This is a genomic window from Cesiribacter sp. SM1, from assembly GCF_020178975.1.
In the GTDB taxonomy this organism is placed as follows: Bacteria; Bacteroidota; Bacteroidia; order Cytophagales; family Cyclobacteriaceae; genus Cesiribacter.
Map to the genome: position 1 here is coordinate 1 of NZ_JAHXBU010000038.1, position 15,177 is coordinate 15,177.

Sequence of the window (15,177 nt, forward strand, 5' to 3'; positions counted from 1 at the left end):
TAAGGAGATAGAACTGGCAAAGGAGTTGGGGTGTAACTTTATCCCTGATAGGCTGGAAAACGGAGACTCCTTAAAACAGCTGCTGGCCAGAAGCAGGTATCTTCTGTTTAAGAACAAAAGCAACTGGTCTGCTTCACAAGCTCATCGGGCAGAGATCCTCTTTAGTAGGTATCCTGCCCTGGAACAAGCTTACAACCTCTCCAGGGATTTGGCTGCTATCTACCAGCAGACAAAGGTAAGAGAAGTAGCTTTTAAGAAGCTTGCCATCTGGTACAACAAAGTAGAAAAAGCAGCCTTCAAATCCTTTTCTACAGTAGCCAGAACTATTCAGAACCACTACCTAAGCATTCTCAACTTCTTTGACAACAGAAGCACCAATGCTTCTGCTGAATCCTTCAACGCCAAAATCAAAGCCTTCAGAAGCCAGTTCAGGGGCGTGAGAAACATTGACTTCTTTTTTAGATTAAGTAAAATCTATGCCTGATTCTACCCCTCCACAACTTTTCCGCTTGATCCCTTTTTTTTATGGCTGTTCCTCTATTCATTATACCTTCTGCTTTCCTTCACAAGGAACTTCTCATTTATGCCTTTGCCCTCTATAGTTTCTACTTAAGAGAAACTGTATGGCTGTGAAATTTTTTGATACAACATTGATATGTACAATCTATGCCCTGGATGATTAGCTGCTAGGGCTTAGATGTTTTGAGCTTGTTCATATTCAAGGAAAATCACAGGGAGCATGATAAATAATGAGAATAAGATTTAAAAGGGTTTAGAAATTGGTAATTGAAGCTATGGGTTAGTACTTTGAGTTAGTAGAGAGAAATTTCATGTGCTGCATCCCAAATTCTAGTACACTTTTTTGAACGATAGGCTGGATTTTTAGCAAACAAAAGCTTAGAAAAATGGATGTATATGTATAGAAACAGCAGCCTAAACGAAGACTAATTTTTAAGAAAATGGATCAAATTATTTTATATCTAGACAAACTAGAGGCTTATAGCATTATGCCGTATGCTGTTCCGGTACTGCTTTCATTGGTAGTCGTGGAATGGATCATCAGTACCAGGAAAAAAATTAAAATATATGATCCCAAAGATTCTGCAGCAGCAACAGTTATTGGACTAACCAATGTGGGTATAGGCCTGCTGCTCAAAACGATCAATTTTACTTTCCTGCTTTTCTTTTTTACACTGATCCCCTGGAGAATTCCAACAGAGTGGTGGACCTTCATTCTATGTTTTATAGCCATTGACTTCTTCAGGTATTGGGCTCATAGAATTGCACATGAGCAGAGGTTCTGGTGGGCTACACATGTAACGCACCATTCGTCGAAAGAATACAACTTTACAGTTAGCTTTCGCCTTGGCTGGACCCAGTATATCAAAATCATTTTTTTTGTTCCTGTTATCCTTATGGGCTTCGATCCCATAGTTTTCTTCCTGTGCCACCAGATTGCCGTGTTGTACCAATTCTGGATACATTCTCCCATCATCCAAAAACTACCAGCACCAATTGAATTCATTTTTGTAACGCCATCTAATCACAGGGTGCATCATGGTACTAATCCACAGTACATCGACAAAAACTATGGATCTACTTTTATCATTTGGGACCGCCTGTTCGGAACCTTTGAACCGGAAGGAGAAAAAGTAGTATATGGTATCACTAAGCCAATCAAGCATCCGTATAACCCCGTTTATCTGAATTTCCACGAGTGGATGGATATCTGGTCGGATCTAAGAAAGTGTAAGAGCTTTAAGGAAGGCTGGAATATATTATTTGGCCCTCCGGGCGGACCTGTGCTGGAAACAGCTCCACTGCCAGAAAATGTACAGGCGGGTAAAGATAAGATTGCTCCATCTGCTGCAAAGCCGGCTGCATAAAAAATATTGTACTTTGCAAAGCCTTAACACAGCAGTGGCGATTACCTCAGCGTTTATTGAGTAAACCAGGTATTTAACAGATACATCGGTTTGGAACAGAATGTTGAACAATAAGATGGAATGCAGCTCTTAACACATAAGTGCTGCATTCACTGTGTTTGGCCCATGCTGTAGAATAACAGGAGATTTTAGTGATACAGCCTTTTTTTACATATGATTAGCACTATTTAAGCGTTAATCAGGCCAAGGCTGATAAATGTATTTGTAATACGCCCGCAGCTGTTTAATTTAGCTGAACATGAATTTGCTTGCTCCTGGTTTTCTATATGCGCTTGCGGCGCTAGCCATTCCGGTTATCATACATCTGTTTCAATTCAGGAAGGTCCGCAGGGTTTACTTCTCAAATACCCGTTTCCTGGAACAGGTAAAACAGGTAAGCCAGACAAAGCGAAGGCTCAAGCACCTGCTTGTGTTGCTGTGCCGCCTTGGCTTTCTCCTGTTTCTGATCCTTACGTTTGCAAGGCCTTATATTCCTGGACCACACCAGGCCGAAGCCCGGCTGGTAGATATTTACCTCGATAATTCCTACAGCATGACGAATGATGTAGAAGAGGGACTGACAGCTTTTGAGGCTGCCATCAGGTATGCGAACGGCATCTTAACTAATTATCCAAAGGGTACTAAATTCAGGTTGCTCACCAATGGGTTTGAATCATCAGAACAGTACTATTACAGCGCTGAAATCATCAGCGATAAGTTAACGGAACTGCAACTGGCTGGCCGTAGCAGAAACCTGGAAGAGGTGCTTGAGAGGTTATCTGTCCGCTCAAATGTTGAAGAACAGTCGCAGCGCGATGTTTTCCTGATCAGTGATATGCAGCGGAGCAGCTGGCCACAAAACCTGAATGGACTGGCTGCAGATAGTACTAACCGTTACTTCCTGGTACCGCTCCAGTACGAGCAGCACAGAAATCTTTATGTTGATTCGGTTTACCTCGATAAGCCTTACTACCTGCCCAATATTCAGAACACCCTGCAGGTAAGGGTAACAAATACTGGTACCAGTACGGCAGATGTTCCTCTCAAACTTACTGTAAACGGCCGGCAGATAGCAACAAGTACCGTAACAGTGCCAGCCAATGGCAAGGAACTGGTTTCTTTTCCGCTTAATTTCTCCATAGATAAGCTCAACAGGGCAAAGCTGGAACTGGTAGATTATCCCATAAACTTTGATAATGAGTTTTACTTTGTGCTGCGAAAAGGAGATCCGGTCAACATCCTGGAACTTACACAGGATAATGCATCAACACCAGTTAGCAGGGTTTTTGCTGATAGCAGCCTTTTCCGTTTGCGTAGCAGAGAAGCCGGCAATTTTAATTTTTCTGAATTAGGCTGGGCAGACCTGGTAGTGGTAAACAGTTTAGAGCAACCCTCTTCTTCTATTCTAACAGCTTTGCAGGAATATACGGCGGCAGGAGGTACACTCGTATACATACCCCATCCACAAGCTGCCGGAGGTACTGCAGATCGCATTACAGAAAGGGTTGCCGTGCAGCCGGTGCAGGCAGAAAGTACCGTGCGCTTAGCACCACCAAATGTAGATAATCCTTTCTTCGAAGGTATTTTCGAAGAAAATAATGCCCGCTTTACTACGCCACAGGCCAGGCCTGTAATAAGCTGGGCAGGCAGGGCAAATAATATTCTAATGCTGCAGACCGGTAGCCCATTTGCCGGAGAAATAGGAAATGTATGGCTGTTTGCCTCCCCGCTCACAGATGACTATACAAACTTTCACAGGCATGCTTTATTTGTGCCAGTTATGTATAAAATAGCCTTTGAGAGCAAGAGTGTTACAAACCCGCTTTACTTTAATACACAGGAGAGTGTTTTTAATGTTCAGGTAGGGGAGCAAACACAAAACAGGGTGTACCGCCTGGAAAGAGAAGAAGCAGAAATTATTCCTGCACAGCAGTACAACAACCGCTCCCTTTTACTGGATGTGCCGGCATATACCCTGCAACCCGGCTTTTACAGCCTCACGGCTGAAGATTCAGTAGAACAGTTGCTGGCCTTTAACCATGCGGAGGAAGAATCTATTCCGGAGCAGGTAGGCATAGAGGTACTCAATGCCAGTGCAGAAGAACTTCCGCATGTTGAAGTACTGAACGATGCCGTATCAGCCGGTGAAGGCAACGAAATGCAAGCTAATTTTGGTGCTGTTATGCTGTGGAAGTGGACATTGTTGTTAGCTTTGCTCTTCCTCTTGTGTGAGGTGCTCTTAATACGTTTCTGGAAATGAAAATTCTCATCAAAGACGTACGGGTTATCCATCCCGGCTTTTCTTCCGACAATTACCATATCGTTATTGAAGATGGTGTAATTCGCTCCATCAAACCTTCAGCAACTGCCACAGAAGCAGAAGCCGATAAGGTTATTAGTGTGCCAGGCCTGCACCTGTCAGCAGGTTGGTTTGACCTAAGGGCTACCTTTGGCGAGCCAGGGCTGGAGTATAAGGAAGATCTGGAAAGTGGCAGCAGTGCTGCCGCAGCCGGCGGATATACTGATGTACTGCTGATGCCTAACACCGAACCGGTAGTTGATTCAAAAAACTCTGTTCACTTTATACGGGGCAGCCGCTTAAGTAGTCCTACCCGCCTGCACGTTGCTGCAGCAGTAAGTACGGGTGCAAAAGGGGAGCAGCTAACGGAAATACTGGATCTGTACAAGGCAGGAGCTCTGGCCTTTACAGATGGCCTACATCCGTTGTCAGATCCGGCCCTGATCGTGCGTACCCTGCAGTACCTGCAGAAAACAGCTGGAGTCTTTATGAATCAGCCGGTAGAGCCGCGGCTGGCCCAGGGAGCGCAAATGCACGAAGGTATCAACAGCACCCTGCTGGGCATGAAGGGCATACCTGCGCTGGCAGAAGAAATTGCCCTGCAGCGCGACCTGGAACTGCTTCGTTATGCAGGCGGCAGCATGCACATCTCCTGTCTTTCTACAGCTGCAGCAGTAGCGCTTGTTCGCAAGGCCAAAGCAGAAGGCCTGGCTGTAACTGCCGATGTTGCCGTGCATAACCTCATTTTCACAGATGAGCAGCTGATGGATTTTGACACAAACTTTAAGCTAAGCCCGCCGCTGCGCTCCGAACAGGATCGGCAGGCATTGCTCAGGGGTCTGCAGGATGGTACCATAGATGCCATTGTATCCGACCACCGGCCTGAAGATACCGAAAACAAGCGCCTTGAGTTTGATCTGGCTGCTTTCGGTGCTATTGGCCTGCAAACAACTTATGCTGCTTTGTGCAGCCTGCCTGAGCTCTCCCAGGAGCTTATCGTGCAAAAGCTTACGGAAGGGCCGCGCAGGGTATTAGGTATACCACAGCCCCAGCTTGCCGAAGGGCAGGAGGCTTGCTGTACCCTTTTTGTGCCGGATGCCTCCTGGGTGCTGGATGAAGGCAGCAACCGCTCCCGCTCTGAAAATTCGCCCCACTGGCAGCAGGCACTAAGGGGAAAAGCGGTAGGGGTTATTGTATATCAAAAGGTTTATATCGATGAAGATGGCATCAGGGTTGGCTGATACGGAAGCAGAAGAAAAGAAAAGTTACCCCTGGCTGAGTACAGGCCTGAAATACGGAGTTACCGGAGGTGTATTATCCATTGTCTTTTTTCTGGTGATGTGGCTGCTTAAGGAAAATCCAGTGAGCATGCTGCGCATTTTCGATTTTGTGATACTACCCATATTTATATTCTTTACCCTTAAAGAATTCAGAGATTACCGCCAGGGAGGTAAGCTTACTTACTCCCAGGGCATGACGGTAAGTTTTGTTTGTTACACAAGCCTTGCCCTGATTTCTGCACTTTTTATCTTTATTTTTTTATCTTACGCAGATACAGGCTTGCTCATAAGGCACCAGCAGGAAAATATGGCGGTGCTTACGGATGATCCGCAGAAGTGGATAGAGGATTTAGGGCAGCAGACCTATGATAAGGCCATTGCAGAAGTAAAGCGCATTACAGCCATGGACCTGGCGCTGGATGATTTGCTGAAAAAGACCCTGATTGGCCTGTTCTTTACAGGTATCATCACCCTTTTCTTTAAAAAATAAACCTATGGAACCTGCAACTCATCACAACAGTACCACCACCCACCCAACAGCACCTACCGTATGGAGCAAAGGCTCAAAAGGTGGTTTGATTACCGGTGCCATACTGGTAGTATTTTCCCTGATTATGTACCTGATTGGAGAAGCAACCAATCAGTGGTTATCGGGTATATTTACCCTCTTTTCACTCATTATTGGCATTGTACTTACCCACAGGGCTTTCAAAGAAGAAAATGAGGGCTATATGACCTATGGCCAGGGGCTTGGAATGGGAAGTGTACTGGGCCTGGTCACTGGTCTGCTGGTAGGTATTTTCAGCTTTATTTATATTAGCTTTGTTGATCCTAATGTGATGCAGGAAAGGCTGGATGAAACCAGGTACCAGTATGAAGAGATGGGCATGGCTGATGCACAGATTGATCAGTCTATGGAAATGGTGGAAATGATGATGTCACCAGGCATGCTTTTCATCTTCAGTATTATTGGCACGCTCTTTTATGCTTTTATTCTGTCGCTGATCATATCAGCCTTCACAAAAAACAATCATCCGGAGCACGTTTATTAAATGTCAGAGCGTATTGATATTTCGGTGGTGGTTCCTCTTTACAACGAAGAGGAATCGCTGCCTGAATTGTGTAGTTGGATAAGCCGCGTTATGAAAGAGCACGGCTTTACTTATGAAATTATTATGGTTGACGATGGCAGCTCCGACAGAAGCTGGTCGGTTGTACGCCAGTTGTTTGAGACCAACCCTCATATCAGGGGCATTCGCTTTAACCGCAATTATGGTAAATCGGCGGCCCTCAATACAGGCTTCCACGCCAGCAGGGGCCAGGTAGTGATCAGCATGGATGCCGACCTTCAGGACAGCCCCGATGAGGTGCCGGAACTGTTTAAAATGGTTACAGCGGGTGGCTATGATCTTGTGTCGGGCTGGAAGCGGAAGCGCCACGACCCCATCGGGAAAACCGTTCCTTCCAAATTCTTTAACTGGGTTACCCGCAAGATCAGCGGTATTCCCCTGCACGACTTTAACTGTGGCCTTAAAGCCTACCGATCCGAGGTGGTAAAGAATATTAACATCTATGGCGAGATGCACCGCTATATTCCTGTTATTGCCAAGTGGAGGGGGTTCTCATCAATAGGAGAAAAAGTAGTACAGCACAGGCCCCGCAAGTATGGCGAAACCAAGTTTGGCTGGCAGCGCTTTGTAACAGGTTTTCTGGATCTGATCTCCATTACCTTTGTTTCTAAATTCCGGCAAAAGCCCATGCACTTCTTTGGCGTGCTGGGTGCTCTATCATTTATATTTGGCTTTTTCATAACGCTTTGGATGATAGGCTGGAAAGTATACAATAACTGGTACCTACACGAATCTGTGCGGGCAGTAACTGATCAGCCCCTCTTTTTCCTGGCGCTGGTAGCGCTCATTATTGGGGTGCAGCTTTTCATGACCGGATTTATTGCCGAAATGCTGGCGATGATCTCTGAACGGGAAAACAAATACCTGGTGATAGAAAAGGTAGGACTGCACTAGCATGTACCGGTATTCCATTATTATTCCTGTATACAACCGCCCCGAAGAGCTGGACGAGCTGCTGGAGAGCTTAAGCCGGCAGCGCTACACTAACTTTGAAGTACTGGTGGTGGAGGATGGCAGCAGCCGCCCTGCCAAACATATTGCAGAAAAGTGGGCTGCAAAACTTACTATTCGGTACTTTTCGAAAGAAAACACCGGGCAGGGCTTTAGCCGCAACTTTGGTTTTGAACGGGCACAGGGAGAGTACCTGGTGGTATTCGACAGCGATTGCCTTATTCCAGAGCATTATTTTGAGGCAGTAGAGGCACATTTACAGCAGGAACCGCTTGATGCCTGGGGTGGGCCCGACAGGGCACACAGCGGGTTTACAGACATGCAAAAGGCAATCAGCTACAGCATGACCTCACCTTTTACCACAGGTGGTATCAGGGGCGGTAAAAAGCGCATTGGTGCTTTCCATCCGCGTAGCTTCAACATGGGCATCAGCCGCCGGGTATGGGAGCAAACCCAGGGTTACATTATTACCCGCATGGGCGAAGATATTGAGTTTAGCATCCGCATTAACAGCATGGGCTTTAAAACGGGCCTTATTCCCGAAGCTTATGTATACCACAAGCGTCGCACCAGCCTTCAGCAATTCTACCGGCAGCTGCACTTCTTCGGCAGGGCACGGATCAACATAGGCCGTTTTTTTCCAAAAGAAATAAAGCTTGTACACGCCTTTCCCGCCGCTTTTGTAGCAGGAACCCTGGTACTGGCCCTAAGCTGGCTCATAAGCAGTAAACTGTTCCTGGCGCTCCTGTTTCTGTACCTCCTGTTTTTCGGGCTTATCTTTGCAGACAGCCTTCGCCAGAATAAAAGTCTTAAGGTAGCTACACTTAGCGTAGCCGCAGCCTTTGTACAACTCTGGGCCTATGGCATTGGCTTTATCGAAGAAGGGCTAAAGGGGAAGTAATGGGCTAATGGCTGGGCCTGTAGCAAAACTTATCTTCTTCTGTTAATGTCACATGGATGCTCTCTATATGTTGTCATCTCAGCCACGCAGATGGCATCAGTGCCTGTACGTGCAGTCTGGCGGGGGCACAGGTTTATTCTAACTACTAAAAAAGTATTAACGGCTGCGGCTTTCAGTTAGCATCTACTACACCTTTTGCACAAAATACACCGGTTCCTGGGGCAGGGCATAGCGTTGCTGTTCTTCAGGGGGTAATTCACGTGCAAGCCAGTCTTCTGTTACCTTAAAGCCGGCGCTGCGGAGGCGGTCAGGATAGTCTTTGCCAAAGAGGCGCACATGGTCGTCCTGGCCAAAGGCTTTTTCTCTTTCGGCTGGGGTGGTAACGCTGAAATCTTCGTAGGTAACCTCCGGCAGGGGGTGAAAGAGCGGTATCTGCATAATACCCCAGCCTCCCGGCTTTAGCACGCGGTGCATTTCGCGCATGGCCTGCAGGTCGCTGGTTACATGTTCCAGCACATGGTTGCAAAATACCACATCGAAGGTAGCCTCCTCGAATGGAATCTGGTGCACATCCATTTTTACCTTTGCCAGCGGCGATTCTATATCGGCAGTAACGTAATCAAGGTTTTTCTGCTGCTCAAAACGGTGTATAAAGCACAGCTCCGGTGCAATGTGCAGCACTTTAAGGGGTTTGGTAAAAAAAGGAGTCTTTCGCTGTAAAAACAGGTACATGAGCCGGTGCCGCTCCAGTGCCAGGCAATTAGGGCAAAGGGCATTTTCACGGGCTTTTCTGCCATAAGGCAGGAACTTCCGGAAATTATGATTGCAAACAGGGCAGTTTACCCCATTGCCTCTGTACAAAATTGCAGCTACCTTTAATACATGATGGCTGAATAACTGCAGGTGCCTGCGGGGTACTTTGCGTATTACCCAGCTGATGATGTTTTTTACCATACCTTTGCAAATATAAAGAATGCACCGCAAACACTACGGTGCTATTCTGCTTCGTGAGGGGAAACTTGGTTAACAGAAGGCAGAAGATTGAAACATATGAACAAATCTATACCCTTTTTACTGATGCTGCTATGTTTGCTGGTGGCACAGCCGCTGCATGCCCAGAAGAAGAAATCTAATAAGAAGAATAAGAATGCAACGGGCAACACCAGCTATAGCGCCAGAATGAAAAATGAGCCGGCGGCTGCTAAAGAATATATGCACCTGTACCGTACCAATACCAGGGGTACCCTGCTGGGCAACAAGTGCATGGAAGATTATACAGAGAAAATGGGGTTCAGGTATGTAATGATGCCTCCCGACCAGGATGGCAGCTTAACAGCAACCGAAATGCGGTTTCATAATTTTGGGGTGAAGTTTGCCCTGCTGCTTAAAAACGGACCCTTCTGGCATCACCGCCTCAATAAACAGGTAAAGAAGTGCAGAGAAAAAACAGGCGACTTTTACGGTTAGTAAATTCATGAATGGATAATATTCCGATAACCAGCAAGAGGTAACTGGCTGCTACATTTGCATCAGTAATTCCTCTTCATACAACTTAATGCTAAGGCCGGCCCATTGGGCTGGCTTTTTCTATGTTAAGTGAATGTTATGTTTTCTTTTCCAGAATTTAACCGTATACTCGCCTTGTATATGGATAAATCTTCTGTTCATACGTCAGATAGCGGGTTTTACGCAGCCAACATGCTGCCGTCCGCACTTCTTTTGGCTGTAAAAGAAACCATAGCCAAGCGCACCGGTAAGCCAGTGGTGTTCTCCGAAATGGATTCCGATGATGAGCAGCCCGGTGATCCGGCTCATATTGCCCTTGCAGTAGCCTACGCTAACCTGTTGATTGATGATCCGGAAACTGTAACGCCACATCACTTAAAGATGCTGCGCAGCCATTTTTCAATAGAGCAGATACATGAACTCACCCGTTTTATAAAGGAAAAAACCAGCGTATAAGGCTGGTTTTTGTTTTTAGTTGTACACGCACAGGCTTAGTCAGCTTACAGGCTGATGATGCCGGTATAGTTGTGGGGGCTGATTCGCCTAAGCTCTTCTTTTATGCCATCACTCACTTCCAGTTCATTGATAAACTTCCTGAAAGTATCTGCAGTAATATTGCCCTGGCCCCGGGTAAGGGCTTTTAACTGCTCATAAGGGTTAGGTATGCCTTCGCGGCGCAGTATCGTCTGAATTGCTTCTGCCACCACAGCCCAGTTATCCTCCAGGTCTTTATCGATGGCAGCCTTGTTCAGCTTTAGCTTTTCCAGGCCAACCAGTATCGATTTCCAGGCAATGTGGGTATGTGCCATGGGCATGCCCAGGTTACGCAGCACGGTAGAGTCTGTTAAATCGCGTTGCAGCCGGCTAATGGGCAGCTTTTCTGACAGGTGCGACAGCAGGGCGTTGGCAATGCCCAGGTTACCTTCTGCATTTTCGAAATCGATAGGGTTTACCTTGTGTGGCATGGCCGAAGATCCTACTTCGCCCTCTTTGGTTTTTTGGGTAAAATAGCCCATCGATACATACTGCCATATATCGCGGCACAGGTCAATCAGAATGGTGTTGATGCGGCGAACATTGTCCAGCAGTGCAGCCAGGTGATCATAGTGCTCAATCTGGGTGGTGGGGTGGCTGCGCTTTAGCTCCAGGCAGTTGTTTACAAAGTCGTTGCCAAACTCAAGCCAGTCAATATCAGGATAAGCAACAGCATGTGCATTAAAGTTGCCGGTGGCCCCGCCAAATTTCGCTGCATAAGGCACCATCTGTATGAGTTTAACCTGCTCTTTCAGGCGGGCAACAAATACCCCCAGTTCCTTTCCAACAGTGGTAGGAGAAGCAGGCTGTCCGTGGGTACGGGCCAGCATGGGCTGGTCGAGCCATTCCAGCGAAAGCTTTTTAAGTGTTTCGCGCAGTTGCTTTAAAACAGGTGCCATCTGTTCATTTACCGCCTCTTTCAGCGATAGGGGAATGGCTGTGTTGTTTATGTCCTGCGAGGTAAGTCCAAAGTGGATAAACTCTTTATACTGGCCCAGCCCCAGCAGCTCAAACCTGTTTTTCAGGAAGTACTCAACTGCCTTTACATCGTGGTTGGTCGTTTTTTCAATTTCCTTAATTTCCTTGGCTTCGTTGATGCCAAAATTAAGGTACAGCTGACGAAGCTTCTCGTACTGGCGGGTTTCCACGCCCTCTAGCTGTGGCAGTGGCAGCTGGCAAAGGGCAAGAAAATACTCTACCTCAATTTGTACCCTGTAGCGAATAAGGCCAAATTCAGAAAAATATGGAGCCAGCTCTTTTACCTTGCTGCGGTACCGGCCATCTACCGGTGATATGGCCGTTAGCGAAATCAGATTCATGTCCGAGATAATTATGCGCTAAAAATAAGAGAAATTCCGGTATCAAGCTATCTTCAGGCCAAACAGAGAGGCGCTAAAACCGTATTTGATAGTAGCAGGGTTATATCTTACGCATTTCCTTGCTACTTTTGTAAGTCGCAGCTGCAAAATAGCATCTTTATGGCTGCAGCACTTCATCAGTATTGAAAGCATTAGATCATACGTAGATTAACGAAAGAACGCATGCCGTTTGGATTTTTTAAAAAGAAACAAGAAGTACAAAAAGCACCGGAAGTAACACCAGCGCCAGAAGCGAAGAAACCTTCCACATCGGTGCATTACCTGAACCTGCGCATACGGGAGGTTGTACAGGAAACCCCCGATGCCATTTCCATTGTGTTTGAGCATCCTGCCGATAAAAAGATCACCTATAAGCCAGGCCAGTTCTTTACCCTTATTCCAACTGTGGAAGGTAAAAAAGTGCGCAGAGCCTACTCTGTCTGCACCTCGCCCTATACCGATCCGTACCCGGCAGTAACTGTAAAAAGGGTAGAGGGAGGGCTTGTTTCTAATTTTCTGAACAGCCAGCTGCGTGCAGGCGATACCCTGGAGGTAATGGAGCCCATGGGCCATTTTACCATTGAACCAGATGCAGCAAAACGTCGCCATATTGTACTGTTGGGTGGAGGCAGCGGCATAACGCCACTGATGTCTATAGCAAAATCGGTGCTGGCGCAGGAGCCAGGTAGTCAGGTATCGCTGGTATATGCCAACCGTAATCTCGAGAGTATCATTTTCAAAAAAGGCCTTGAAGAGCTGCAGCAACAGTACAGCAGCCGCTTCCATGTGATTCATGTGCTGGATCAGCCCCCTGCAGGCTGGACTGGACCATCGGGATTACTGACACCTGCCAACCTGCCACAATTGCTGGAGCAGCTACCCAAATGGCCCCAGTCAGAGGTAGAGTACTTTGTTTGCGGGCCAGAGGGCCTCATGATCTGTGTGGACCAGACCCTGCAGGCTTTGAATATTCCAAAGGCACAGGTACATAAAGAAAGCTTTGTAGCCGGAAAAACTGAAAAGGTAAGCGAAGAACCTGGTCTTGCCACTCCTGGTGCGGGTGCCACAGAGGGGCCGAAAACACGTGAGGTAACGGTTATTCTGGATGGAGAGGAATACAAATTTTCTGTAGAGCCTGATAAAACCATTCTTGAAACCGCATTGGACCTGGATATAGACTTGCCTTACTCTTGCCAGAGTGGCCTTTGCACCGCCTGCCGCGGTAAATGCATGAGCGGTAAAGTGCATATGGACGAAGATGAGGGCTTATCAGATTCTGAAAAAGAAGAGGGCTACGTGCTGCTGTGCGTTGGCCATCCTAAAACTGATGATGTAATCATAGAAATAGGATAGTGCAGACCAATTAATAAGCATTTTAGCCGTTGTAGAAGTAAATTCTACAGCGGCTTTTTATTTGATGTTTATATGCTGTGCTGAAAAACAACATATAACTCAGCAACACAAAGCTCAATTTCGAACTTTATAGCATAGGGGCAATACTAACCTGCAACAGGAAATGCCCCGCCATTTTTTGAATAACAGACACTTATATGAATAATACACAACTGGAGCTTCCAAAGCGAAAAAAAAGGAGTTTTCTGCCAGAGGATTTCAAGATAACAGACTGGGAAACCATAAAACCTTTTTATGAATCGCTGCTGCAACGCAACATCAGCAGCGAGGAAGAGCTGCAGCAGTGGTTCCAGGACAGAAGTGAACTGGAATCTGTGGTTTCTGAAGATCTTGGCTGGCGTTACATCCGCATGACCATCGATACGGCCGATGCTGAGCGACGGGAGAAATTCAACCACTTTATCAGCCAGATACAGCCAAACATTGCCCCGGAGGCAAACAGGCTGAATGAAAAAGCGCTGGAGAGTGAATTTTTACTGAAGCTGAAAAAGGAGGGGTACCCAATACTTGCCCGTACGCTTAAAACCGAGTTTGAGATTTTCCGGGAAGAGAATGTGCCCCTGAACACCCAGATGCAAACACTCTCGCAGGAGTTTGGCGCCATTAGCGGTGCCATGACGGTAGAGGTTGATGGCAAAGAGCTGACGCTTCAGCAGGCAGCAGATTACCTGCAAAGCACCGACAGAGGCAAGCGCGAGGAAGTGTGGAAGAAAATAAACGAACGCCGCCTGCAGGATGGCAAGCGCCTCAACGACCTTTTTGACCAGCTGCTGCAGCTGCGCCATCAGATTGCCCTAAATGCCGGCTTTGCCAACTACCGCGACTATATGTTCAAGGCGCTGGGCCGCTTTGATTATACGCCAAAAGATTGTGAGGATTTTCATGAATCTGTTAGCCGTGAGGTAACGCCATTGTTAAGTGAGCTCAGCCGACAGCGTAAAGAATCTTTAGGCGTTGAGCCACTTCGCCCCTGGGACAAAGCTGTAGATGTAGAGGGGCGTAATCCGCTTAAGCCTTTCAGCAACAGTGAAGAGCTGATGGAACGTACCATTCGTGTGTTTAGGCGCCTGGACCCCTTCCTGGGCCGCTGCCTGGAAATTATGCGCGAGATGGAGCACCTGGACCTGGATAGTCGCAAAGGCAAGGCTCCGGGAGGCTATAACTACCCGCTGGCAGAAACAGGTGTTCCTTTCATCTTCATGAATGCTACCTCCACCCTGCGTGATATGATTACGATCCTGCATGAGGGTGGTCATGCAGTGCATTCTTTCCTTACCCGCGACCTGGAGCTAAACGACTTCAAACATACCCCTTCAGAGGTGGCAGAGTTGGCTTCTATGAGCATGGAGCTGCTTACCATGGATTATTGGGATGAGTTTTTTCAAGATGAAGAAGAGCTGCGGCGGGCCAAGCGTGAACACCTGGAGCAGATCATCAATACCCTTCCGTGGGTTGCCATCATTGATAAGTTTCAGCACTGGGTGTATACGCATCCAGAACATAACGAGGAACAGCGGAAAGAGGCCTGGCTGGAGATTTATGATCAATTCTCAGATAGTGTAACTGACTGGAAAGGCTTTGAGCAGTTCAAAGCTTTTATGTGGCAAAAGCAGCTGCATCTCTACGAAGTACCCTTCTATTACATTGAGTATGGCATTGCGCAGCTAGGTGCTATAGCCGTGTGGAAGAACTACAAGGAAAACCCGCAAAAAGGGCTGGAGGGTTATATTAATGCCCTGAAGCTTGGCTACACCCGCCCCATACCAGAGGTATATGCTGCTGCAGACATCCGCTTCGATTTTGGTCAGGCCAATATACGGGAGCTGATGCAGTTTATAAGGGCAGAGATAGAAAAGATTTAAATGGTTTGTACACTATCT

At 46.9% G+C, this 15,177-nt stretch carries 14 protein-coding genes; 12 read left to right on the forward strand and 2 right to left on the reverse strand.

Features of this window, described 5'->3' with window-relative positions; genetic code table 11:
- The 8 genes from KWJ01_RS04025 to KWJ01_RS04060 all read left to right on the forward strand — a co-directional run.
- The coding region (locus tag KWJ01_RS04025) for a transposase (RefSeq protein ID WP_224995137.1) at positions 1–484 on the forward strand (484 nt) is incomplete at its 5' end.
- Positions 485–959: 475 nt separating this feature from the next.
- A complete protein-coding gene (locus KWJ01_RS04030; protein ID WP_224995138.1) occupies positions 960–1,886 on the forward strand; it encodes a sterol desaturase family protein in 927 nt (308 codons plus the stop codon).
- A gap of 298 nt (positions 1,887–2,184) precedes the next feature.
- Positions 2,185–4,185, forward strand: a complete 2,001-nt coding sequence (locus KWJ01_RS04035; protein ID WP_224995139.1) for a BatA domain-containing protein — start codon at positions 2,185–2,187, stop codon at positions 4,183–4,185.
- Positions 4,182–5,465, forward strand: coding sequence for a dihydroorotase family protein (locus KWJ01_RS04040; protein ID WP_224995140.1), 1,284 nt, complete (start codon positions 4,182–4,184; stop codon positions 5,463–5,465). Before KWJ01_RS04035 ends, KWJ01_RS04040 begins: the two co-directional genes overlap by 4 nt.
- Positions 5,446–5,994: a DUF4199 domain-containing protein gene (locus KWJ01_RS04045; protein WP_224995141.1), complete on the forward strand. Its 549-nt coding sequence runs from the start codon at positions 5,446–5,448 to the stop codon at positions 5,992–5,994. Before KWJ01_RS04040 ends, KWJ01_RS04045 begins: the two co-directional genes overlap by 20 nt.
- 4 nt (positions 5,995–5,998) lie before the next feature.
- Complete coding sequence (locus tag KWJ01_RS04050) at positions 5,999–6,556, forward strand: DUF4199 domain-containing protein (protein WP_224995142.1); 558 nt, start codon at positions 5,999–6,001, stop codon at positions 6,554–6,556.
- Complete coding sequence (locus tag KWJ01_RS04055) at positions 6,557–7,528, forward strand: glycosyltransferase family 2 protein (protein WP_224995143.1); 972 nt, start codon at positions 6,557–6,559, stop codon at positions 7,526–7,528.
- Position 7,529: 1 nt separating this feature from the next.
- Positions 7,530–8,486: a glycosyltransferase family 2 protein gene (locus KWJ01_RS04060; protein WP_224995144.1), complete on the forward strand. Its 957-nt coding sequence runs from the start codon at positions 7,530–7,532 to the stop codon at positions 8,484–8,486.
- A gap of 186 nt (positions 8,487–8,672) precedes the next feature.
- Here the strand turns inward: KWJ01_RS04060 and KWJ01_RS04065 are convergent, their stop codons facing one another.
- The gene (locus KWJ01_RS04065; RefSeq protein WP_224995145.1) at positions 8,673–9,440 is read right to left on the reverse strand and encodes a class I SAM-dependent methyltransferase; all 768 of its coding nucleotides are present in this window, start codon (positions 9,438–9,440) and stop codon (positions 8,673–8,675) included.
- Between the two features lie 96 nt (positions 9,441–9,536).
- Here KWJ01_RS04065 and KWJ01_RS04070 point away from each other — a divergent pair, with 96 nt between their 5' ends.
- Both KWJ01_RS04070 and KWJ01_RS04075 read left to right on the forward strand, forming a co-directional pair.
- The gene (locus tag KWJ01_RS04070) at positions 9,537–9,953 is read left to right on the forward strand and encodes a hypothetical protein (protein ID WP_224995146.1); all 417 of its coding nucleotides are present in this window, start codon (positions 9,537–9,539) and stop codon (positions 9,951–9,953) included.
- Positions 9,954–10,133: 180 nt separating this feature from the next.
- On the forward strand, positions 10,134–10,448 hold the full coding sequence (locus KWJ01_RS04075) for a hypothetical protein (RefSeq protein WP_224995147.1): 315 nt from the start codon (positions 10,134–10,136) through the stop codon (positions 10,446–10,448).
- 44 nt (positions 10,449–10,492) lie between these two features.
- Here the strand turns inward: KWJ01_RS04075 and purB are convergent, their stop codons facing one another.
- Entirely contained in the window at positions 10,493–11,845 is a 1,353-nt protein-coding gene (gene purB, locus KWJ01_RS04080) for an adenylosuccinate lyase (protein ID WP_224995148.1), read from the reverse strand.
- Positions 11,846–12,067: 222 nt separating this feature from the next.
- On the opposite strand from purB, the gene KWJ01_RS04085 reads away from it, so the two are divergent.
- Together KWJ01_RS04085 and KWJ01_RS04090 are read left to right on the forward strand one after the other, a co-directional pair.
- Complete coding sequence (locus KWJ01_RS04085; protein WP_224995149.1) at positions 12,068–13,237, forward strand: ferredoxin--NADP reductase; 1,170 nt, start codon at positions 12,068–12,070, stop codon at positions 13,235–13,237.
- 197 nt (positions 13,238–13,434) lie between these two features.
- Positions 13,435–15,159, forward strand: coding sequence for a M3 family oligoendopeptidase (locus KWJ01_RS04090; protein ID WP_224995150.1), 1,725 nt, complete (start codon positions 13,435–13,437; stop codon positions 15,157–15,159).
- The last annotated feature ends 18 nt before the right edge of the window (positions 15,160–15,177 follow it).

What these genes read in the sequence shown, in the direction of transcription:
- KWJ01_RS04050 (WP_224995142.1), top strand. Translation starts at nt 5,999, where the DNA reads ATGGAACCTGCAACTCATCACAACAGTACCACCACCCACCCAACAGCA.
- KWJ01_RS04090 (WP_224995150.1), top strand. Translation starts at nt 13,435, where the DNA reads ATGAATAATACACAACTGGAGCTTCCAAAGCGAAAAAAAAGGAGTTTT.
- purB (WP_224995148.1), bottom strand. Translation starts at nt 11,845, where the DNA reads ATGAATCTGATTTCGCTAACGGCCATATCACCGGTAGATGGCCGGTAC.
- KWJ01_RS04055 (WP_224995143.1), top strand. Translation starts at nt 6,557, where the DNA reads ATGTCAGAGCGTATTGATATTTCGGTGGTGGTTCCTCTTTACAACGAA.
- KWJ01_RS04075 (WP_224995147.1), top strand. Translation starts at nt 10,134, where the DNA reads ATGGATAAATCTTCTGTTCATACGTCAGATAGCGGGTTTTACGCAGCC.
- KWJ01_RS04060 (WP_224995144.1), top strand. Translation starts at nt 7,530, where the DNA reads ATGTACCGGTATTCCATTATTATTCCTGTATACAACCGCCCCGAAGAG.
- KWJ01_RS04040 (WP_224995140.1), top strand. Translation starts at nt 4,182, where the DNA reads ATGAAAATTCTCATCAAAGACGTACGGGTTATCCATCCCGGCTTTTCT.
- KWJ01_RS04065 (WP_224995145.1), bottom strand. Translation starts at nt 9,440, where the DNA reads ATGGTAAAAAACATCATCAGCTGGGTAATACGCAAAGTACCCCGCAGG.
- KWJ01_RS04030 (WP_224995138.1), top strand. Translation starts at nt 960, where the DNA reads ATGGATCAAATTATTTTATATCTAGACAAACTAGAGGCTTATAGCATT.
- KWJ01_RS04035 (WP_224995139.1), top strand. Translation starts at nt 2,185, where the DNA reads ATGAATTTGCTTGCTCCTGGTTTTCTATATGCGCTTGCGGCGCTAGCC.
- KWJ01_RS04070 (WP_224995146.1), top strand. Translation starts at nt 9,537, where the DNA reads ATGAACAAATCTATACCCTTTTTACTGATGCTGCTATGTTTGCTGGTG.
- KWJ01_RS04045 (WP_224995141.1), top strand. Translation starts at nt 5,446, where the DNA reads ATGGCATCAGGGTTGGCTGATACGGAAGCAGAAGAAAAGAAAAGTTAC.
- KWJ01_RS04085 (WP_224995149.1), top strand. Translation starts at nt 12,068, where the DNA reads ATGCCGTTTGGATTTTTTAAAAAGAAACAAGAAGTACAAAAAGCACCG.